Raw genomic sequence first — 14,952 nt, 5'->3', positions numbered from 1 at the left:
ATACTTTTGTAAATAACAATCGTTCTTCACACCCTATACAATGACAGGAGAGCCGCCGCATGAACATTAGAACCGCAACCGAAGCCGATTATGATTACCTCGCAAGCCGTGACCCTCATGTCCTGAACTCACTTCTTCTCCCGAAAATAAACCAGCAGGAGATTTACATTCTGAGCGAGGGCGGGCTGGACATTGGCTGGCTGCGTTACGGCTATTTCTGGGATCAGATCCCTTTTATGAATCTGCTGTGGATTGATGAGCCTTACCGGGGTGCCGGCTTCGGCAGACAGGCGGTGCTGCACTGGGAGCAGGCGATGCAGGCCATGGGCCACAAGCAGGTCATGACCTCCTCCATGGCCAATGAAGAGGCCCAGCATTTTTACCGGAAACTCTGCTACCGCGACTCGGGCTGCCTGCTGCCGGACAATGAGCCGCTGGAGATTTTCTTCACCAAAGCGCTGGAGCCTGGTCATGACGTGGCCCCCTGCTGATTCCGCAGCAATTCCCGAAGCTCTGCCGTATACCGGGTCAGCCGCAGGCTGATCTCCGTGCGCATCACATCCCGGGTGAGTCCGAAGCGTTCCTGATAGCCCCGGCAAAAGATTTTGTAATACACCAGGAACTCCTCCTGCTCATCGGGCACTACCCGGATATTGCGTTGCTTCAGCTCCTTCTGCAGCCGGTGGGTATCATCCATAATGCGCTGCTGAATCGCCTGGCCGGCAATCATAGAGGCCCGCTGGAGGATGCTGCCGGACAGCTCAATTTCGCGCAGGCTTTTGCTGACCATGGTGTCCAGGTAAGGGAGCAGGATGAGGTCACGCACCATCGTCCGTTCCTCGACCGTAATCATTCTTCGTACCTCTCCCCCCTGCTTCTGTTCATACTGCTGAACATGCTCTGTCATAAGCATCTTGGATTTCCAGCGTTCGTTGCCATCCAGCTTGCTCATTTGTAATGTCCCCCGATCTGCTCAGCCCGCTCCAGAGCAACCGCCGATTCCAGCAATGAAGAGGCGCGGATCAAGGCCTGGCTGCCATACCGGGTCTTGATCTGGTCAATCGCCTGTTCCTTGCCCAGAGTTCGTATACGGTCATCGAACAGGGTCAGCTGCATCACGCGGTCATCCGTTAATTCGGAGATGGTGATCGCCAGACGGCTTAGCGGCATCCCCGTCCAATGGTCCACGAATAAGCGGTACGCTGCTGCCGCCACCTCATGGGTCAGCGCGGACGGCTCCGGCAGTGTCGTCTGACGGCTGTAGGAATTGGAGGTATTGCCGTCCGTCTCGACTACCGCAACAGACACCACCGAGCCCATGTACCGGTATTTCCGCGCCCGCTGGCAGACCTCAATCACCAGCTCCAGCAGCACCACCTCAATCTCCTCCAGCCGGGTATACAGATTCCAGCGCAGCGCCTTCCCGTGGCCGACAGACTTCATCTGGTGGCGTATCCCGGTCACCACCGGGCTGGGATCGATGCCGCGTGCGGTCTGCCAATAATATTCCGCCTGGATATCGCTCTGCTTGCCCATAGTCCTGCGCATCCGTTGCTTGAACTCCCCCAGCTCCATCCGGGCAATATCTCCAATCGTTGTAATCCCCATACGGTAAAAGTTCTTAGTCATCCGCCCGGCTACCATAAACATTTCGTGTACCGGACGCGGCCACAGCTCAGTGTCCAGATTATCGTAATCCAGCCGGAACGTTCCGCCGGGCTTCTTCTTGGCGAAGTTGTTGGCCATTTTGGCGAGGATTTTGGACGGCCCGATGCCCACCCGGGTCCACACTCCGGTAGATAACAGAACGTGCTGCTGGATGGAGTGAATCAGCTCCGCCAGATCTCCTCCGAACGCGCGCAAGGAGCCGGTCACATCCAGGAACTGCTCGTCGATGCTGAACGCCTCCACCAGATCGGTATATACTTGGTAGATCTCGGAGATCAGGAGGGAGACCTTAATGTAGGTTCCCATCCGCGGCCGGATGACTACGAGCTCCGGGCATTTCGTCAGGGCTTCCCCCACGCGCGAGGCGGTGGTCACCCCGCGGGATTTGGCCAGCGGGCAGGCCGCCAGCACAATCCCGTTCATCCGCGTGGGATCGCCGACCGCCACAGGCTGATCCGCATATTCGGGATGGGCCGCCTTCTCGACGCTGGCATAGAAGGACTGGCAGTCGGAGAGCAGAATTATCCGCTCTCTAGGCATACCGTTGCCCCCGTACCGGGCGCCACGACAGAATATTGGCCGTCAGGAATACACGGGGCTGGCCGGTGCTCAGACAGGTAGCCCGAATCCGGCCGTCCCGCATCCCGCGCACCTCAATTTTCCGCTGCGTAATCCGGCCTGCCTTGTCCAGATATATCATTTCTATAGTTTGGCCGATGCTCATCTTCATGATTAATCGCCTCCGGGTACAGTAAGAACATCTGTTTGTATTATAACCAGCATTAAGTTTTTTAAGCAATGGTAAAATAGAACAGGTGTTCTTGTATTGAAACAGTATATGCAGCTGAGGGGATAATTAGAACCGGGAAGGGGAATTAAAGGGTAAGAAACGCTGGAATAAACAGGGGATTCACCGTGTTTCTTAGCTGGAACTTAAACCCAAAAGGCGGTAAAATTCATATTAAAGCTAGCGGAGATTATAACTGTATCAACCGATATTTGTACAAGGAAGAGGTTCAAGCATAATGAGAAAAATCGCCGTTGGCGGACACACTTACTGGTGGAGTTATCAAACGGTCAGAGATGTGCATTGCCGTTCAAAGCTGACGCTGATCACAGAGGACAGAAAGACCAAATGGATTGTTAAGTTTACCACTGTAGACACCATTACTGCCGGAAGTCCTCTAAATGAAGGATTACGGGTCATCAAAGAGGGGCAATACTATGCTCTCAATCTAAACCAGCCCAAGTATGTTGCCGAAGTGTTGCAGTATGTACTAGGTATGGAGCTGGATACATCTGCGAAGAACGTGCATGAGCTGAACGGTAATGATCTGCTGGCTGGCATGGGGTACCGGGACACTACGGGGATGTTGATACCCGCAGCAGTCAACCGGATGCTGTAGGCGCTGGAACGATAGCAACTGCATTTTATACAATGGAATACTGAAAAAAAGGCTTTGAAATACGATCTATTGTATTCCGTACAATGGAATGCTGAAAAAAGTCCCTTTTTCACCCGAAACACAACATTCTACTGTATGAAATACAATAGAATCTAATTTTATGGGGATCTTTGCGTATTCTATTGCAGGAAATACAATCAGCTACTTGAATGTCTGGTACTGATACCCAAAAAAGGATATACATTTAAAGTCAAAACTCTGGAAGAATGCAACTGTAAAGTTCAGTATCTACACAAGAAAGAGCCCCGCTTAGTTTCAGCAGGGCTCGGTAAGAATAATATTAGTTTGTTTTAAACCAGACTCCGCCTGTTCCATCATAATTTCGGGAGAATGCAATCAGCGGGGAGGCATCGCTTGTCTTCACTTTATAGCCAACCCAACCCTCATGAGAAGATCCGGCATAGACTTTTGTACTTATAGATGGATCTGGCGCTAGAATAATCTGGGCACCATATTCAGTGCTTAATCCGTGAAACCACGGTTAAACTAATGTCTTAATCCTTCAAAGGAGCAGGGCCATGCTACTAAAAACCAGTACTATCTCTAAAAGGGCTCTTATTTTTATTTTCTTGTTATTAGTTACTGCCTGCGGTAAGGGTGACACTGTATTTAAGGGAACTGTACACTCAGTAGATGTAGACAATAAAAGGATTCTAGTCATTGCTCAATTAAAAGAAGAAGACTTGAGTAAGAGTTATAAGGAAGTTCTAGAAACTAATATGTACTCTCAAGCCATTTGGGTAAATGAAGTTTCACCTTCTAAATATAAAAAGGGTGAAGAGATTGAAGTGTTCTATCAAGCAAGTGATGATTCATTTCCGGCACAAGTTACAGCCAACAAAATTGTAAAATCACCAGCCAGCGCCTCGTTCCACAGCAGTCATCCGGATACTCTAGGCGCTGGAATAATAGTAACTGCATTTTGTACAATTGAATATTGAAAAAAGGTCATTTTTCACCGGAAACACAACATTCTACTGTATGAAATACAATAGAACCTGATGAATGAATGGATCGATCTAGTATAAAAAAATCCCGCCGGCCAATTAAGGCTGACGGGTTGTTTGCTCTTTTACCCAGTGGAAACGCCTGAAAAGGTCACGGGCCCGGTAATGCTGGCCGTATTGAGCAGAATATTGGTGCTGTTATTGGCTGCCCCCAAAGAATAGGCATGATAACCGCCTGGAACATTTAAATCCAAATAAGAGATCGTAACCGGCTGTATTGCGAGTAGAGCGAGTCCGCTTGCTCCTACATTAAAAATCGGCTGGCCATCCCGGTATAACGTAAAAACTACATTCGGGATGCCAAGCGTAGTCTGAAAGCCAATGGTTGCATTCAGCAGAACATCCCCGTTTATAACGGTAGCTATTCCAAACTCCGCCAATATTTGATTTTGACCCGGCGAGAGAATTGGAATGGACAAGGTCTGAGTGCCTGTAGATGCTGTACTCCGTCCTACATCAATAACTTGTGCCACGATCAAGCCACCTCCCTTCCTGTAATCTAGTAATAGATTATGTATGGAAGACAATTCCAGATTGGATGAATGGCAAGTACGATTAACACATTAAGGTGTGATGATAGAAGTAACTCGGTTACTGAGGACTGCACTGTTACCCCCGCCTTGCTTGGACCAACGAGGATAGCATATACTTCCTATGTTGTCCCCTGCAAGGGACACTACCATAACCGATAAAGAGAGGTCACACATCATGTTTCAAGGCAAGACGAGGACCGCCGCCTGGATCAGCTTAGGTCTCTACACGGTCCTCACCTTATTTTTCTTGTTTGTCGGCTTCAACCGCTCATCGGCTCTGCCCGAGACGGACCTCAGGTATCGCTTGGCTTTTGACGGCATTCCGTTGCATTTTCCGGGCGGGGGTTATTCGAATCTGTGGGTCTTCAATCTGGGCAACTATCTGGCCTTCGTCCCGTTCGGCCTCGTGGTTCCGCTGCTGATCCGCTGCCGCTTCCTGCCGTTCCTCTTGGTCTTCTTAGCAGCCATTACAGGAATTGAGCTGATTCAGATGGTAACACATTTGGGTTCGTTCGATATTAACGATATCGTTATTAATACGCTGGGCGCGGTTGTCGGCTACGGTGCCCAGCGGCTGATCCGCCGCGACCTTACAACCACAAAAGGTATGCTCAAGCTCCTGTCATCAGGCGCTGTCTTGACGTTAATCGTCTACTCCGCCGTGAGCGGTATCAACTATTATCTGGATCATGGCCGCGGTGAGATCAGAGCGCTGGACCAGTTGCCCATTGAGCACGGTGAAGTGCGGTGGGAACAAGGACTCCATAGTTTCACTATGGCACAGGAGCAGATTGAACCGGCTGTCAATCTCTATAGCCCTGATCATCCGGGAATCCATGAGTTCTCCCTGCGCCTGGATGGACAGTACAAGGAGTTAGCCGGGAATTTCGGCGTCCCTGACGATGCTATACCAGCTAAGGGCAGCGGTACCAGCAGCGTCATAATCAGCGCCGACGGAGAAGAGCTCTGCTCCCTCGATGTGAATATCGCAACGGGCGAGAATCAGCCGCTGTCTTTTCAGGTTTCAGTTGAAGGCACACAAGAGCTGACCCTTACAGTCAAAACCGATGCTCCCGACCCGCGCACCCATGCGGTATTGTGGGACCTTACGCTCACAGAGGCCAATGCCGGCCAAAAGCTGGCAGCACAGCTTCACCGGCTGCTGGGCGGGAAATAAAATAAATAGGTCCTCCTTTGCCCGTCCAGATGAACACCGGACGGACAAAAGGAGCCCACCACTGATCATAATTGTGTGTACGAGATTATTTTAGGGCTTCGCTAAATGCACTTTCGATTTGCTCCGCCTCCTTGGAGACTGTGAACAAAATATAGCGGCCTTTGACCTTTAATATATGCTTTTCGACGAGGTAAAATTGCTCGGGGCGGTAGTCTTTCAGCTTGACTTTTTGAGCCTCAATTCTTTCCATGATGTTCTCCTTAACGCTTTCCGCTTGATCCTCTTGCTTGACTCTAATCACGGCCAGTTCATTCGCTTCCACGTTCGATTCTGCCGTATACAGCACAAAATCCTGAACTACCTCTGCATCGAGATGATAGAGCTTCTTAAGCCTGTTCATATCCCCTTTGTCCATAGCTTCCATAGAGGCCGCTTGCTGGATGCGTTCCTCAATGGTATGGACAGGAACGTCTTTGGCGCCTTCCTTCTTACTGGAGCATCCGATCAGAATGCCGCATAAGCTCATGACGGCAGCCAGGACAACCAGGTATTTCATTTTCTTTCCCGGAAACATCGTTACTCAACCCCTTTGTGCATTATTCCACAGCATCTGCTAATGCTTTAATGGATGGATCCTCAGAAAATGTAGTCATATTATACAAAATCAGCATGTCGCGGATTTGCCGTTCTTTCATAAGCTTCAGCAGATCGCCATCATAATATCGGAGGTCTACCACATCAATTTCGCTGAAATGCGATGTTAAAAAAGGGATCAGGCTGTTTGCATATGAATCTTTAACAATAAGCAGCCTTCGCCCTTCCGTATGGCCGGTTGTTATGCGGATCAAGCCATGATTCCCATTGAAAAAAACAGTGTATTTATCCTTCTTGGCGAGGTTGCCCATAACGTACATCGAATCTGCACTTTGCTGTTCGTCAACATAATCTACGGAAAGAATCTCCGGTACCTTGGGATAGTACAGCTCAATAGAATCCGGCTGGATGTGCCGAACCCCGCTCTTCGAATACAGAGAACCATAAAACTGACCGGTGACTTGGCGGATGTTGAACTCCTCTTCGTTCTTGGGTGTAAAGCTCATGGGTGCGCCCAGCTCCCGATAGGCTAGAAAAGCACCTTTGGTCGTCCAGTGGTGATCTGTTTTGTAATAGACCGGCTGCTCCTTGTTCGCCTCCAGCACGGGGAAAACATTGATCCATCGAATGTCCCCGGGATCAGAAGCTTTTATCTTGTCCCAATAGACCCTCTCGTCACCCCCGGAAGCATAAGGCGGCAGTTTATCCTTAAGTATGGAAGCTGCGGTCGGCACCAGCATCATATATTTGCGCAGACCAGGAGTAGCCTGATCAAAGGCTTGAAGGGCTTTCAGCTTGTCCTCCAAGTCTCCATGTTCGGGAGGCGAAAATTTTTGAATCAAGTATCCATCCTTGCCGATGTAAACTCCATTGCTCTCCTTCCTCCCCACCCCCTGGTCTGCCCCGGATTTCAGTCCAATCCAAAAGTCTCTCTCTATAAACTGATCCGCTAGATACGCTTCAAATTCTGAAGCAAACTTGCCTGAGCCTAAGGCTTGAAGCGAGAAGTTCGGGAACTGCTGCAGCATCCGGTTCTCTGATTCGGAAAATACCTTTGCCGGGGTCAAAACGTTGACAACCAATACCGCTCCAGTAAACATAAGCAGTACAATGGCGAGTGCGCGGTAATAGACTTGGTCGTATTTCTTCAAAGATAATCACCTCCCCAAGTGGAAACGGCTTTTATTTTCAAAAACGAAAGTATAAAAATGGATTGTACGTTGCATTGACCAGGTATGCTGTTGAGGCCACGATGAAGATGAAGCAGATGGCAAGCGCGGCAAACGTGCCGAACCGGGCAAATCTGGTTCTGAACCGGGTCAGTGCTTTGCTTGGAAACGGCGTGGCACAAACCGCCAAGAACAGCAGCAGCAGAGCATTCGCCGACAGATCGTAGAGCGCCCGGTTGTCCGCGAATCCATGTGTCCCGGCGCCAAACATCGTTCCAATGAAGGTCAGGGCTGCAGGCAAATGTTCAAATTCGAAAAATACCCAGCCGATGATCACGATCATCAGGGTGTAGACATGGCTTACAAAGACAGGCAAGCGCTGAAGCTGTTTCAAGAGAATCAGCTTTTCAAGCGTGACAAAGAGACCGAAATACAAGCCCCAAAGGATAAAATTCCAGCTCGCTCCATGCCACAATCCGGTTATAAACCATACCACCGCCAAGTTTCGCAGCTGTTTCAGCTTCCCTACCCGATTGCCGCCAAGCGGGATGTAGATATATTCACGGAACCAGGACCCGAGCGAGATATGCCACCTCCGCCAAAATTCCGTAATACTCTTGGAGGTATAAGGATAGTGGAAGTTCTCCATAAATTCGAACCCGATCATCTTACCTAAACCGCGTGCCATATCCGAATATCCGCTGAAATCGAAATAGATTTGAAACGTAAAGGCGATAATGCCGAGCCAAGCGGACAGAACCGACAGCTCCGCCGCAGGCACCGCTTTACTGCTTGCCCACAGCAAACCGATATTGTTGGCAAGCAGTACTTTTTTGGCGAGCCCTCTGATAAACAATTCCGCCCCTTCGCCAAAACGCTCCAACGTCACTTTGCGGTTAACGAGCTGCCCCGCAATGTCTCCGTATTTAACGATCGGTCCCGCTACAAGCTGCGGAAACATCGTCACGTAGGCGCCGAAGGAGATCAGATTCTTCTGAACAGGCATCTTCCTGCGGTAAACATCGATGATGTAAGACATCGTCTGGAACGTGTAGAACGATATGCCCACCGGAAGCGGAAGATCTGCTGCCTGCAAGTGCAGGTCGAACAACGAGTTGATATTATCGAGCACGAAACCTGCGTATTTAAAAAATCCAAGAATCCCCAGGCTGCCAATCATGGACAGAATCAAAACTCCCCGTGCAATTACTTTACGATGCCTGTATCTATCGATCAGGATTCCGTTCACATAATCGAATACCGTCGAGAAGATCATGAGGAAGATGTAGATGGGCTCCCCCCATGCATAGAAGATCAGACTTGCGCCGAGCAGAACAGCATTTCTAATCCTCATAGGCGAGAGATAGTAGATCAGCATGGTGACCGGCAGAAAGAGGAATAGAAATATAAGGCTGCTAAAGACCAATCCCCGTCACCTCCAGACCTTCACCTGGCTGCATGTTATTTCACCCGGTCTTTCAGCAAATCGAGCATACGTGTATAAAATTCCGGTTTAAAATGAATGCCGTCCGAACTATAAAAAGTTGTGCTGTCCGCAAATATGGAGGATAAATCGGCAAATCCGGCCTGCTTTTTGCCCGCCAGTTCTTTTAATCCCTGGTTGTAATCGTCGATATTTTTGTAGCGTGGTTCCACTTTCTCCGCTTCCGGTGTAACCGGCGTAACCGGTAAAATCGTTATGGATGCCTGCGGAAGCTTCTCCTTGATGCTGTCGATCAATTGGTCGTAGAACTTCAGTGAATACTGCTTAGGGTTATCGGTAATTTGCGGCGGCAATAGAATATCGTCGGATCCCAGCATAATAAATACATGTTGCGGATTCCGCTCTGTCAGCTTATCAACATCTCCACGGATAAGAGCCAGCTCAACCGTCTTTCCGGCACCTGCCACTACATTGACATCGTCCAGAATGTCATGGTAAGACAGTGCCTCTGTAATCGAATCTCCCAGAAATACGCTGTTCTTAAATATTGTTTTATAGGAAATAGAGTTTGGCTGCTCCGGGGGGGCTGTTTCATTGACCTGTGGCTGAGACGTCACGTTTTGCGGATTTTGCCCACTCCCGCATGCTGCCAAGGTGAGTGCGGTACTGCCTATAACTAGCGTTAAGATGATTTTTTTAAACATGAATATTGTCCTCTCTTTATTTAGAATTAGGTTCTCTGAAAGAAAGATTAACAGGGAGAGATGCAGAACAAGTGCAGAGCAAATCAATGCTGTATCAAAAAAGAACAAAAAAAAGCGCAGAACCGGGGTCTGCACTTTTTTCCGTATTTCTACGCTTTTTTATTCAATTGAAAATAAAACATCACTCCATCGGAGGTATTGTTAACGCCGTAAGGCGCACCGTGCATCTCCAGAATTTTCTTGGAGATGGCAAGACCAAGCCCCGTCCCTCCGGTTGACCGGTGGCGGGAGGTTTCACCGCGGTAGAAACGGTCCCAAATTTTCTCCAGCTGCTCGTCCGGGATATAGGCACCTTTATTTTCGATACTAATTTGAATGGTGTCCCTCTCTTCCGAAGTGGTTACGAATATAGATTCTTGCTCCGTCGTATACGAAATCGCGTTGGTAAGGAAATTGACGAGGACCTGCTCTATACGACGCTCGTTCCCCTCGACTTGGGCAGGGATAAGCGAAGTGTGGAGAAGCAAGTGCTTGGCTGCAAAATCCGGCGTTAATTTGGCATATACCCGCTTGATGACTGCATCGATATAGAACGAACCGACGTCCATTTTATATGTACCCGATTCATATTTGGCCAATTCCAGCATATCCCCAATCAGCACATTCATCCGGCCGACTTCGTCTTCCATTGCCGCAAAATAGTGATCCCGCTTATGGCTGGCAACCCCGTCATTCAAAATGGCAAGGCAGCTCTGAATGACGCTTAACGGAGTCTTCAGCTCATGGGATACGCCGGATATAAATTCTTTCCGTGTATGCTCCAACTGCTTTTCCTTCTCGATGTCCTGTTCAAGCTGGAGGATATGGGAATGCAGGCGCTCAGAAAGCTCATTAATGCTGCCCGACAAGTCTCCGATTTCATCCTTCGTTGTGACGGGAATTTTCTCCGAAAAATCGAGGTCCGCCATTTGCCGCGTGGTACGGTTGATGCGCAGCAACGGCCGGGCAATCTGACGGGAGTAGTAGAACGATGCGAGCAGTGCGAGCAGCAAGGTCACAATAACGATATACACGTAGTAGTCTTTGATGATCCCTACGGCTTCATTTACAGGCTGCAGTGACGTCATCGCGAACAGGTAGGCCGGATTTCCGTCGCTATCTTGGGTGCGGTCCACGAAAATTTTGTAGTTCACGTGATTTTCTTCAACATCTATGATCTGTTTTGCGTTGGCGCCCTCCTTAAAGTCGCCGTACAATAGATCCGCCTGGAAAGCTTTGATGCGTTCGAGGAACAGGTGATTGGTGTAACGCGAGACTCCGGCCCCTTCCGGTATCCGAACTTTCGTAATCGTTCCTTTGACCAGAAAGGTGGAATATTGCTCCCGATATTGGACCGCGTCCGTTTGTTCGAGGACCTCGTACTCTTTGCTTACCATCTGATGATTCTCCAGCCGGCTCTCATCTCTCAGATTGGAAGGGTTCCTGCCCATCCGCTGGATCACTGGCTGGTTGTTCATGATCAAGCCTTCTATTGCGATCGCTCCCCCTTCTTCAATCCAGGGAGTGAGGAACGTTCGATTGCTGCTGAAGTCCTCCACGCTGATAAAACTGTATAAAGGTACGGTTATCGTTTTACCGGAAAGCGCCGGTTCTTCCGAAGGTTCCAGCTTAATTTCCATGAAGAAATCATCGGCATATTTTACATTTCCGCGGGTGTCCAAAGCCGTGATCCAGGTGTTATGCTTTTGAAAAAAGTCCTGCTCCAGCCTGGCCATCTCCTGCGTGTTCGAGGCATGATTCAGGTAGTCCTGTTCATAAGCCTGAACCGCCGCGTTAACGTCCTTCATTTTCTGATGAACATAGAACTGTTTAAAAAATACGGTCTGCAAGATGAAAATAACGGCGATCAGGAACAGGCACAAGCCCGCTGTCAGCAGGAACAGTTTAAGCACAATCCCCTTTTTCATAGCTCTTCCTCAAATTTATATCCTGAACGCACAACCGTAACAATCTGCTTGGCATGTTCCCCCAGCTTGGAACGCAAATTGCGCATATGGCTGTTGACCGTGCGATCATCGCCTGCGAAATCATATCCCCAAATTTTCGTAATCAGTTGCTCTCTGCTGATAATGATCCCTTTGTTTTGCAACAGATAGGCTAATATTTCGAATTCCGTATGCGTTAGACCGGAGCTGGTGCCGTCAACCGTAACGGTCCGGGATGGAAAATGGATTGAAATGCCTCCGCCGGACAACGTGTCGCTGTCATGCCCGCTGGTATGCCTGCTCTCTAGCAGCCGCTTGGCCCGTGCCAACAGAATGAGCGGGCGGTAAGGCTTCGTAACGTAGTCGTCAGCGCCAAGTTCGAACCCCAGCAACGTATCGTCCTCATCCGAACGGGCCGTCAGTATGATAATCGGCACATTTGACGTCTTACGGATTCGCCTGCACACGGACCATCCATCCAATTCCGGCAACATGATGTCCAGCAAAATCAAGTCCACCTCATGCTCCTGAAATAACGAGATCGCCTGCTTCCCGTCGATAGCTTCAATCACGCGATACCCCTCTTCAAGCAGATAATCCTTCATAATTTCACGCAAAATATCTTCATCTTCCACAATCAATATTGTTTTTGACATATCATAACCTCACACTTTTTTGTACAACCGGGAACGCAAAACTCATAGAACTACCAAAGTATACAATAAGGTTACCCTATATAGATAAAGATCATATGCAGATGGATTGGAGATTAAGTGGATAACGGCTGTCCAGAACCCCATACGATGGGGAATTTACTTTGCTGCGGGAACTTGCGCCTTAATATCAAAAGGACGGTATGAAAAAAGCTCCCCATGTTTTGTTCTTGAAGTACGAAAAAGCCCGATCAGATGACCAGACTAATTCCAATATTTAATTTATATTCGTCAAACAAAACGCTATAATTTACTCTGATCTGTTGGAGCGAAAGGAAGCGGCCAAGGCTTACCATATGAAGAAGGATAGGCCCAGTGAATAAGCTGGGCTTTTTCAACGCAAAAAAAGAGCCCTCCATAATTGAAGACTCGTGATTGAGTGCGGTGCTTGAAAAGCAGGGCTCCCCGCTAATCTTACACCGCACAGTCTGCGCCGCCCACATGTCTCATTACTAACCGCCCACATGCGGGTAATTTGCGGGTAACCCTTTTAGACAATCCCTTTGAAATCAACAGGTTTCAGTCCCCTGTTAAATATAAAACATATAATTATCCGCCTGGCTCTCTTCCTTGAAGTTAATCAGGTCAGATAGTGTGGTGGAGTCCAGAACGTCCGCGATGCTGTCGCGGATGCGCAGCCAGAGGTCGCGCTTGGCCGGGTCGTCTTCTTCGGTGAAGTCTACCGGGGAGATCGGGCCTTCCAGGACGCGGATGATATCTCCGGCGGTAATGGTGCTGGTCTCGCGGGACAGAATATAACCGCCATAGGCTCCGCGTATGCTCTTCACGAGGCCTGCATTACGCAGCGGGGCGATGAGCTGCTCCAGGTAATGCTCGGACAGTCCGTTTTTCTCGGCGATGCTCTTAAGTGATGTAGGCCCCTCGCCGAATTTCAGGGCAAGCTCCATCATAATGGTTAATCCGTAACGTCCTTTGGTTGATATTTTCAAAGGGGCACCTCTTTCGTATAGTTGCTGGTTCTGCCTGTGGCTATTCAGCGTGACTGGACATGCGATATGTCATATCAACGTATTCCGATGTCTGCTCTCAGCTTATGTTATCATATCTATAGATACATTTGGAACAGCAAACGGTAATAATTCGCGATTTTGTTCGCCACTGGTGGACAAATTGTCAATTTCGGACTGTTTTTCGCTATATTTTATAGCCCAGGTGTCCTCGTTTGGGGTAGACAGGTATGTTATAATACACAATGAGCCGGGTGTTCAGTGAGAACGCCGGTATTTTGTGTACAGAAAATGGTGATCACGATGACAAAAGCTAATCAGGATATCCGGGTCGTCGTCGGGATGTCGGGCGGTGTGGATTCCTCTGTTACAGCGCTGCTGCTGAAGCAGCAGGGGTATGACGTCATCGGCATCTTCATGAAGAATTGGGATGATACCGACGAGTTCGGCGTATGTACGGCCGAGACCGATGCCGAGGATGTCCGCCGCGTCTGCGAGCAGATCGATATTCCTTACTATACCGTTAATTTCGAGAAGGAATACTTTGATAAAGTCTTTTCCTATTTCCTTGAAGAATATAAGGCTGGCCGGACCCCGAATCCGGATGTGATGTGCAACCGTGAGATCAAGTTCGGCGAATTCCTGAACAAGGCGCTGCAGCTTGGCGCAGATTATGTCGCTACGGGGCATTACGCCCGGGTCGTGCAAGAAGACGGACTGTTCAAGCTCCTGCGCGGCGTGGACAACAACAAGGACCAGACGTATTTCCTCAATGCGCTGAACCAGTACCAGCTCTCGAAGGCCATGTTCCCGATCGGACATCTGCCGAAGCCGGAGGTACGCCGGATTGCCGAAGAAGCCGGACTCTATACCGCGAAGAAAAAAGACAGCACCGGCGTCTGTTTCATCGGCGAACGCAATTTCCGCGAGTTCCTAAGCCAGTACCTGCCAGCGCAGTCAGGCAATATGGTCGATGTCGCTACCGGCGAAGTGAAGGGCCGCCATGACGGCCTCATGTACTACACGCTGGGCCAGCGCCAGGGCCTTGGTATCGGTGGCTCCGGTACAGGCGAACCCTGGTTCGTAGCCGAGAAGGATCTGACGACTAATACCCTCTATGTGGTGCAGGGCGAGAAGCATGTCAGTCTATACTCAACCAGCCTCATCGCCTCCGGTGTTAACTGGATTGATCCGGACACCCTTGGCGATGAGCCGCTCAAATGTACGGCCAAGTTCCGCTACCGGCAGCCGGATCAGGGCGTTACCCTGACGAAGCAGCCGGACGGTACGGTGCATGTGGCCTTTGACGTTCAGCAAAAGGCGATTACGCCCGGACAAGCCGTCGTGTTCTATCTGGGCGACACCTGCCTCGGCGGCGGAACGATTGAGACGGCCGATAAGGTTGTGCCGCTGGCGCAGGTCTGATTGCGTCCATTCCAGAGAGCTACCCTAATAAAGAAAAACTTCCTAATGGGTGAACAGTGGCGTGGTGCTCAATCTAATGTGATCGGTTTTCCGTTTACA

The 14,952-nt window shown here is 49.5% G+C and carries 16 protein-coding genes; 5 read left to right on the top strand and 11 right to left on the bottom strand.

Features of this window, described 5'->3' with window-relative positions; genetic code table 11:
* Positions 1–59 precede the first annotated feature (59 nt).
* Complete coding sequence (locus tag NST04_RS11635; RefSeq protein ID WP_341184360.1) at positions 60–491, top strand: GNAT family N-acetyltransferase; 432 nt, start codon at positions 60–62, stop codon at positions 489–491.
* On the opposite strand, the gene NST04_RS11630 is transcribed toward NST04_RS11635, so the two are convergent.
* The 3 genes from NST04_RS11630 to NST04_RS11620 are packed head-to-tail and all read right to left on the bottom strand — an operon-like array spanning position 470 to position 2,398.
* Entirely contained in the window at positions 470–952 is a 483-nt protein-coding gene (locus NST04_RS11630; protein WP_341184359.1) for a hypothetical protein, read from the bottom strand. The genes NST04_RS11635 and NST04_RS11630 overlap by 22 nt on opposite strands.
* On the bottom strand, positions 949–2,208 hold the full coding sequence (locus tag NST04_RS11625) for a DNA polymerase IV (RefSeq protein WP_341184358.1): 1,260 nt from the start codon (positions 2,206–2,208) through the stop codon (positions 949–951). The genes NST04_RS11630 and NST04_RS11625 overlap by 4 nt, the downstream gene beginning before the upstream one ends.
* Positions 2,201–2,398 carry a hypothetical protein gene (locus NST04_RS11620; protein ID WP_340827527.1) on the bottom strand — a complete coding sequence of 66 codons (198 nt, stop codon included), beginning with the start codon at positions 2,396–2,398 and terminating at the stop codon, positions 2,201–2,203. Before NST04_RS11620 ends, NST04_RS11625 begins: the two co-directional genes overlap by 8 nt.
* A gap of 295 nt (positions 2,399–2,693) precedes the next feature.
* On the opposite strand from NST04_RS11620, the gene NST04_RS11615 reads away from it, so the two are divergent.
* Positions 2,694–3,074, top strand: a complete 381-nt coding sequence (locus tag NST04_RS11615; protein ID WP_341184357.1) for a hypothetical protein — start codon at positions 2,694–2,696, stop codon at positions 3,072–3,074.
* A gap of 578 nt (positions 3,075–3,652) precedes the next feature.
* A complete protein-coding gene (locus tag NST04_RS11610; protein ID WP_341184356.1) occupies positions 3,653–4,075 on the top strand; it encodes a DUF3221 domain-containing protein in 423 nt (140 codons plus the stop codon).
* A 131-nt stretch (positions 4,076–4,206) separates the two neighbouring features.
* Here NST04_RS11610 and NST04_RS11605 read toward each other — a convergent pair whose 3' ends face one another.
* Positions 4,207–4,614: a hypothetical protein gene (locus NST04_RS11605; RefSeq protein WP_341184355.1), complete on the bottom strand. Its 408-nt coding sequence runs from the start codon at positions 4,612–4,614 to the stop codon at positions 4,207–4,209.
* Positions 4,615–4,849: 235 nt separating this feature from the next.
* On the opposite strand from NST04_RS11605, the gene NST04_RS11600 reads away from it, so the two are divergent.
* Complete coding sequence (locus NST04_RS11600; RefSeq protein WP_341184354.1) at positions 4,850–5,851, top strand: VanZ family protein; 1,002 nt, start codon at positions 4,850–4,852, stop codon at positions 5,849–5,851.
* Positions 5,852–5,936: 85 nt separating this feature from the next.
* Here NST04_RS11600 and NST04_RS11595 read toward each other — a convergent pair whose 3' ends face one another.
* The 7 genes from NST04_RS11595 to cymR form a co-directional block, all read right to left on the bottom strand.
* Positions 5,937–6,425: a DUF4358 domain-containing protein gene (locus NST04_RS11595; RefSeq protein WP_341184353.1), complete on the bottom strand. Its 489-nt coding sequence runs from the start codon at positions 6,423–6,425 to the stop codon at positions 5,937–5,939.
* A 22-nt stretch (positions 6,426–6,447) separates the two neighbouring features.
* Positions 6,448–7,596 (bottom strand): DHHW family protein, encoded by a 1,149-nt coding sequence (locus tag NST04_RS11590; RefSeq protein WP_341184352.1) that lies wholly within the window; start codon positions 7,594–7,596, stop codon positions 6,448–6,450.
* A gap of 37 nt (positions 7,597–7,633) precedes the next feature.
* The gene (locus NST04_RS11585) at positions 7,634–9,040 is read right to left on the bottom strand and encodes an MBOAT family O-acyltransferase (protein ID WP_341184351.1); all 1,407 of its coding nucleotides are present in this window, start codon (positions 9,038–9,040) and stop codon (positions 7,634–7,636) included.
* A 35-nt stretch (positions 9,041–9,075) separates the two neighbouring features.
* The gene (locus NST04_RS11580; protein WP_341184350.1) at positions 9,076–9,762 is read right to left on the bottom strand and encodes a GDSL-type esterase/lipase family protein; all 687 of its coding nucleotides are present in this window, start codon (positions 9,760–9,762) and stop codon (positions 9,076–9,078) included.
* 149 nt (positions 9,763–9,911) lie between these two features.
* A complete protein-coding gene (locus tag NST04_RS11575; RefSeq protein ID WP_341184349.1) occupies positions 9,912–11,729 on the bottom strand; it encodes a sensor histidine kinase in 1,818 nt (605 codons plus the stop codon).
* A complete protein-coding gene (locus NST04_RS11570) occupies positions 11,726–12,403 on the bottom strand; it encodes a response regulator transcription factor (protein ID WP_341184348.1) in 678 nt (225 codons plus the stop codon). The genes NST04_RS11575 and NST04_RS11570 overlap by 4 nt, the downstream gene beginning before the upstream one ends.
* Before the next feature lie 587 nt (positions 12,404–12,990).
* On the bottom strand, positions 12,991–13,410 hold the full coding sequence (gene cymR / locus NST04_RS11565) for a cysteine metabolism transcriptional regulator CymR (protein ID WP_173128615.1): 420 nt from the start codon (positions 13,408–13,410) through the stop codon (positions 12,991–12,993).
* 321 nt (positions 13,411–13,731) lie between these two features.
* Between cymR and mnmA the strand changes: the two genes are divergently transcribed.
* A complete protein-coding gene (gene mnmA, locus NST04_RS11560) occupies positions 13,732–14,853 on the top strand; it encodes a tRNA 2-thiouridine(34) synthase MnmA (RefSeq protein WP_341184347.1) in 1,122 nt (373 codons plus the stop codon).
* Positions 14,854–14,952: the final 99 nt, after the last annotated feature.

The organism is Paenibacillus sp. FSL H7-0756, assembly GCF_038006765.1.
Lineage (GTDB): Bacteria > Bacillota > Bacilli > Paenibacillales > Paenibacillaceae > Paenibacillus_AQ.
The sequence above is the reverse complement of the archived record's forward strand: the minus strand, read 5'-3'. Positions and strand labels throughout refer to the sequence as shown.

Excerpts from the sequence above, each read along its gene's own strand:
- mnmA (WP_341184347.1), top strand. The coding sequence starts at position 13,732 with ATGACAAAAGCTAATCAGGATATCCGGGTCGTCGTCGGGATGTCGGGC.
- NST04_RS11570 (WP_341184348.1), bottom strand. The coding sequence starts at position 12,403 with ATGTCAAAAACAATATTGATTGTGGAAGATGAAGATATTTTGCGTGAA.
- NST04_RS11575 (WP_341184349.1), bottom strand. The coding sequence starts at position 11,729 with ATGAAAAAGGGGATTGTGCTTAAACTGTTCCTGCTGACAGCGGGCTTG.
- NST04_RS11615 (WP_341184357.1), top strand. The coding sequence starts at position 2,694 with ATGAGAAAAATCGCCGTTGGCGGACACACTTACTGGTGGAGTTATCAA.
- NST04_RS11595 (WP_341184353.1), bottom strand. The coding sequence starts at position 6,425 with ATGTTTCCGGGAAAGAAAATGAAATACCTGGTTGTCCTGGCTGCCGTC.
- NST04_RS11610 (WP_341184356.1), top strand. The coding sequence starts at position 3,653 with ATGCTACTAAAAACCAGTACTATCTCTAAAAGGGCTCTTATTTTTATT.
- NST04_RS11600 (WP_341184354.1), top strand. The coding sequence starts at position 4,850 with ATGTTTCAAGGCAAGACGAGGACCGCCGCCTGGATCAGCTTAGGTCTC.
- NST04_RS11635 (WP_341184360.1), top strand. The coding sequence starts at position 60 with ATGAACATTAGAACCGCAACCGAAGCCGATTATGATTACCTCGCAAGC.
- NST04_RS11620 (WP_340827527.1), bottom strand. The coding sequence starts at position 2,398 with ATGAAGATGAGCATCGGCCAAACTATAGAAATGATATATCTGGACAAG.
- NST04_RS11580 (WP_341184350.1), bottom strand. The coding sequence starts at position 9,762 with ATGTTTAAAAAAATCATCTTAACGCTAGTTATAGGCAGTACCGCACTC.
- NST04_RS11630 (WP_341184359.1), bottom strand. The coding sequence starts at position 952 with ATGAGCAAGCTGGATGGCAACGAACGCTGGAAATCCAAGATGCTTATG.
- NST04_RS11625 (WP_341184358.1), bottom strand. The coding sequence starts at position 2,208 with ATGCCTAGAGAGCGGATAATTCTGCTCTCCGACTGCCAGTCCTTCTAT.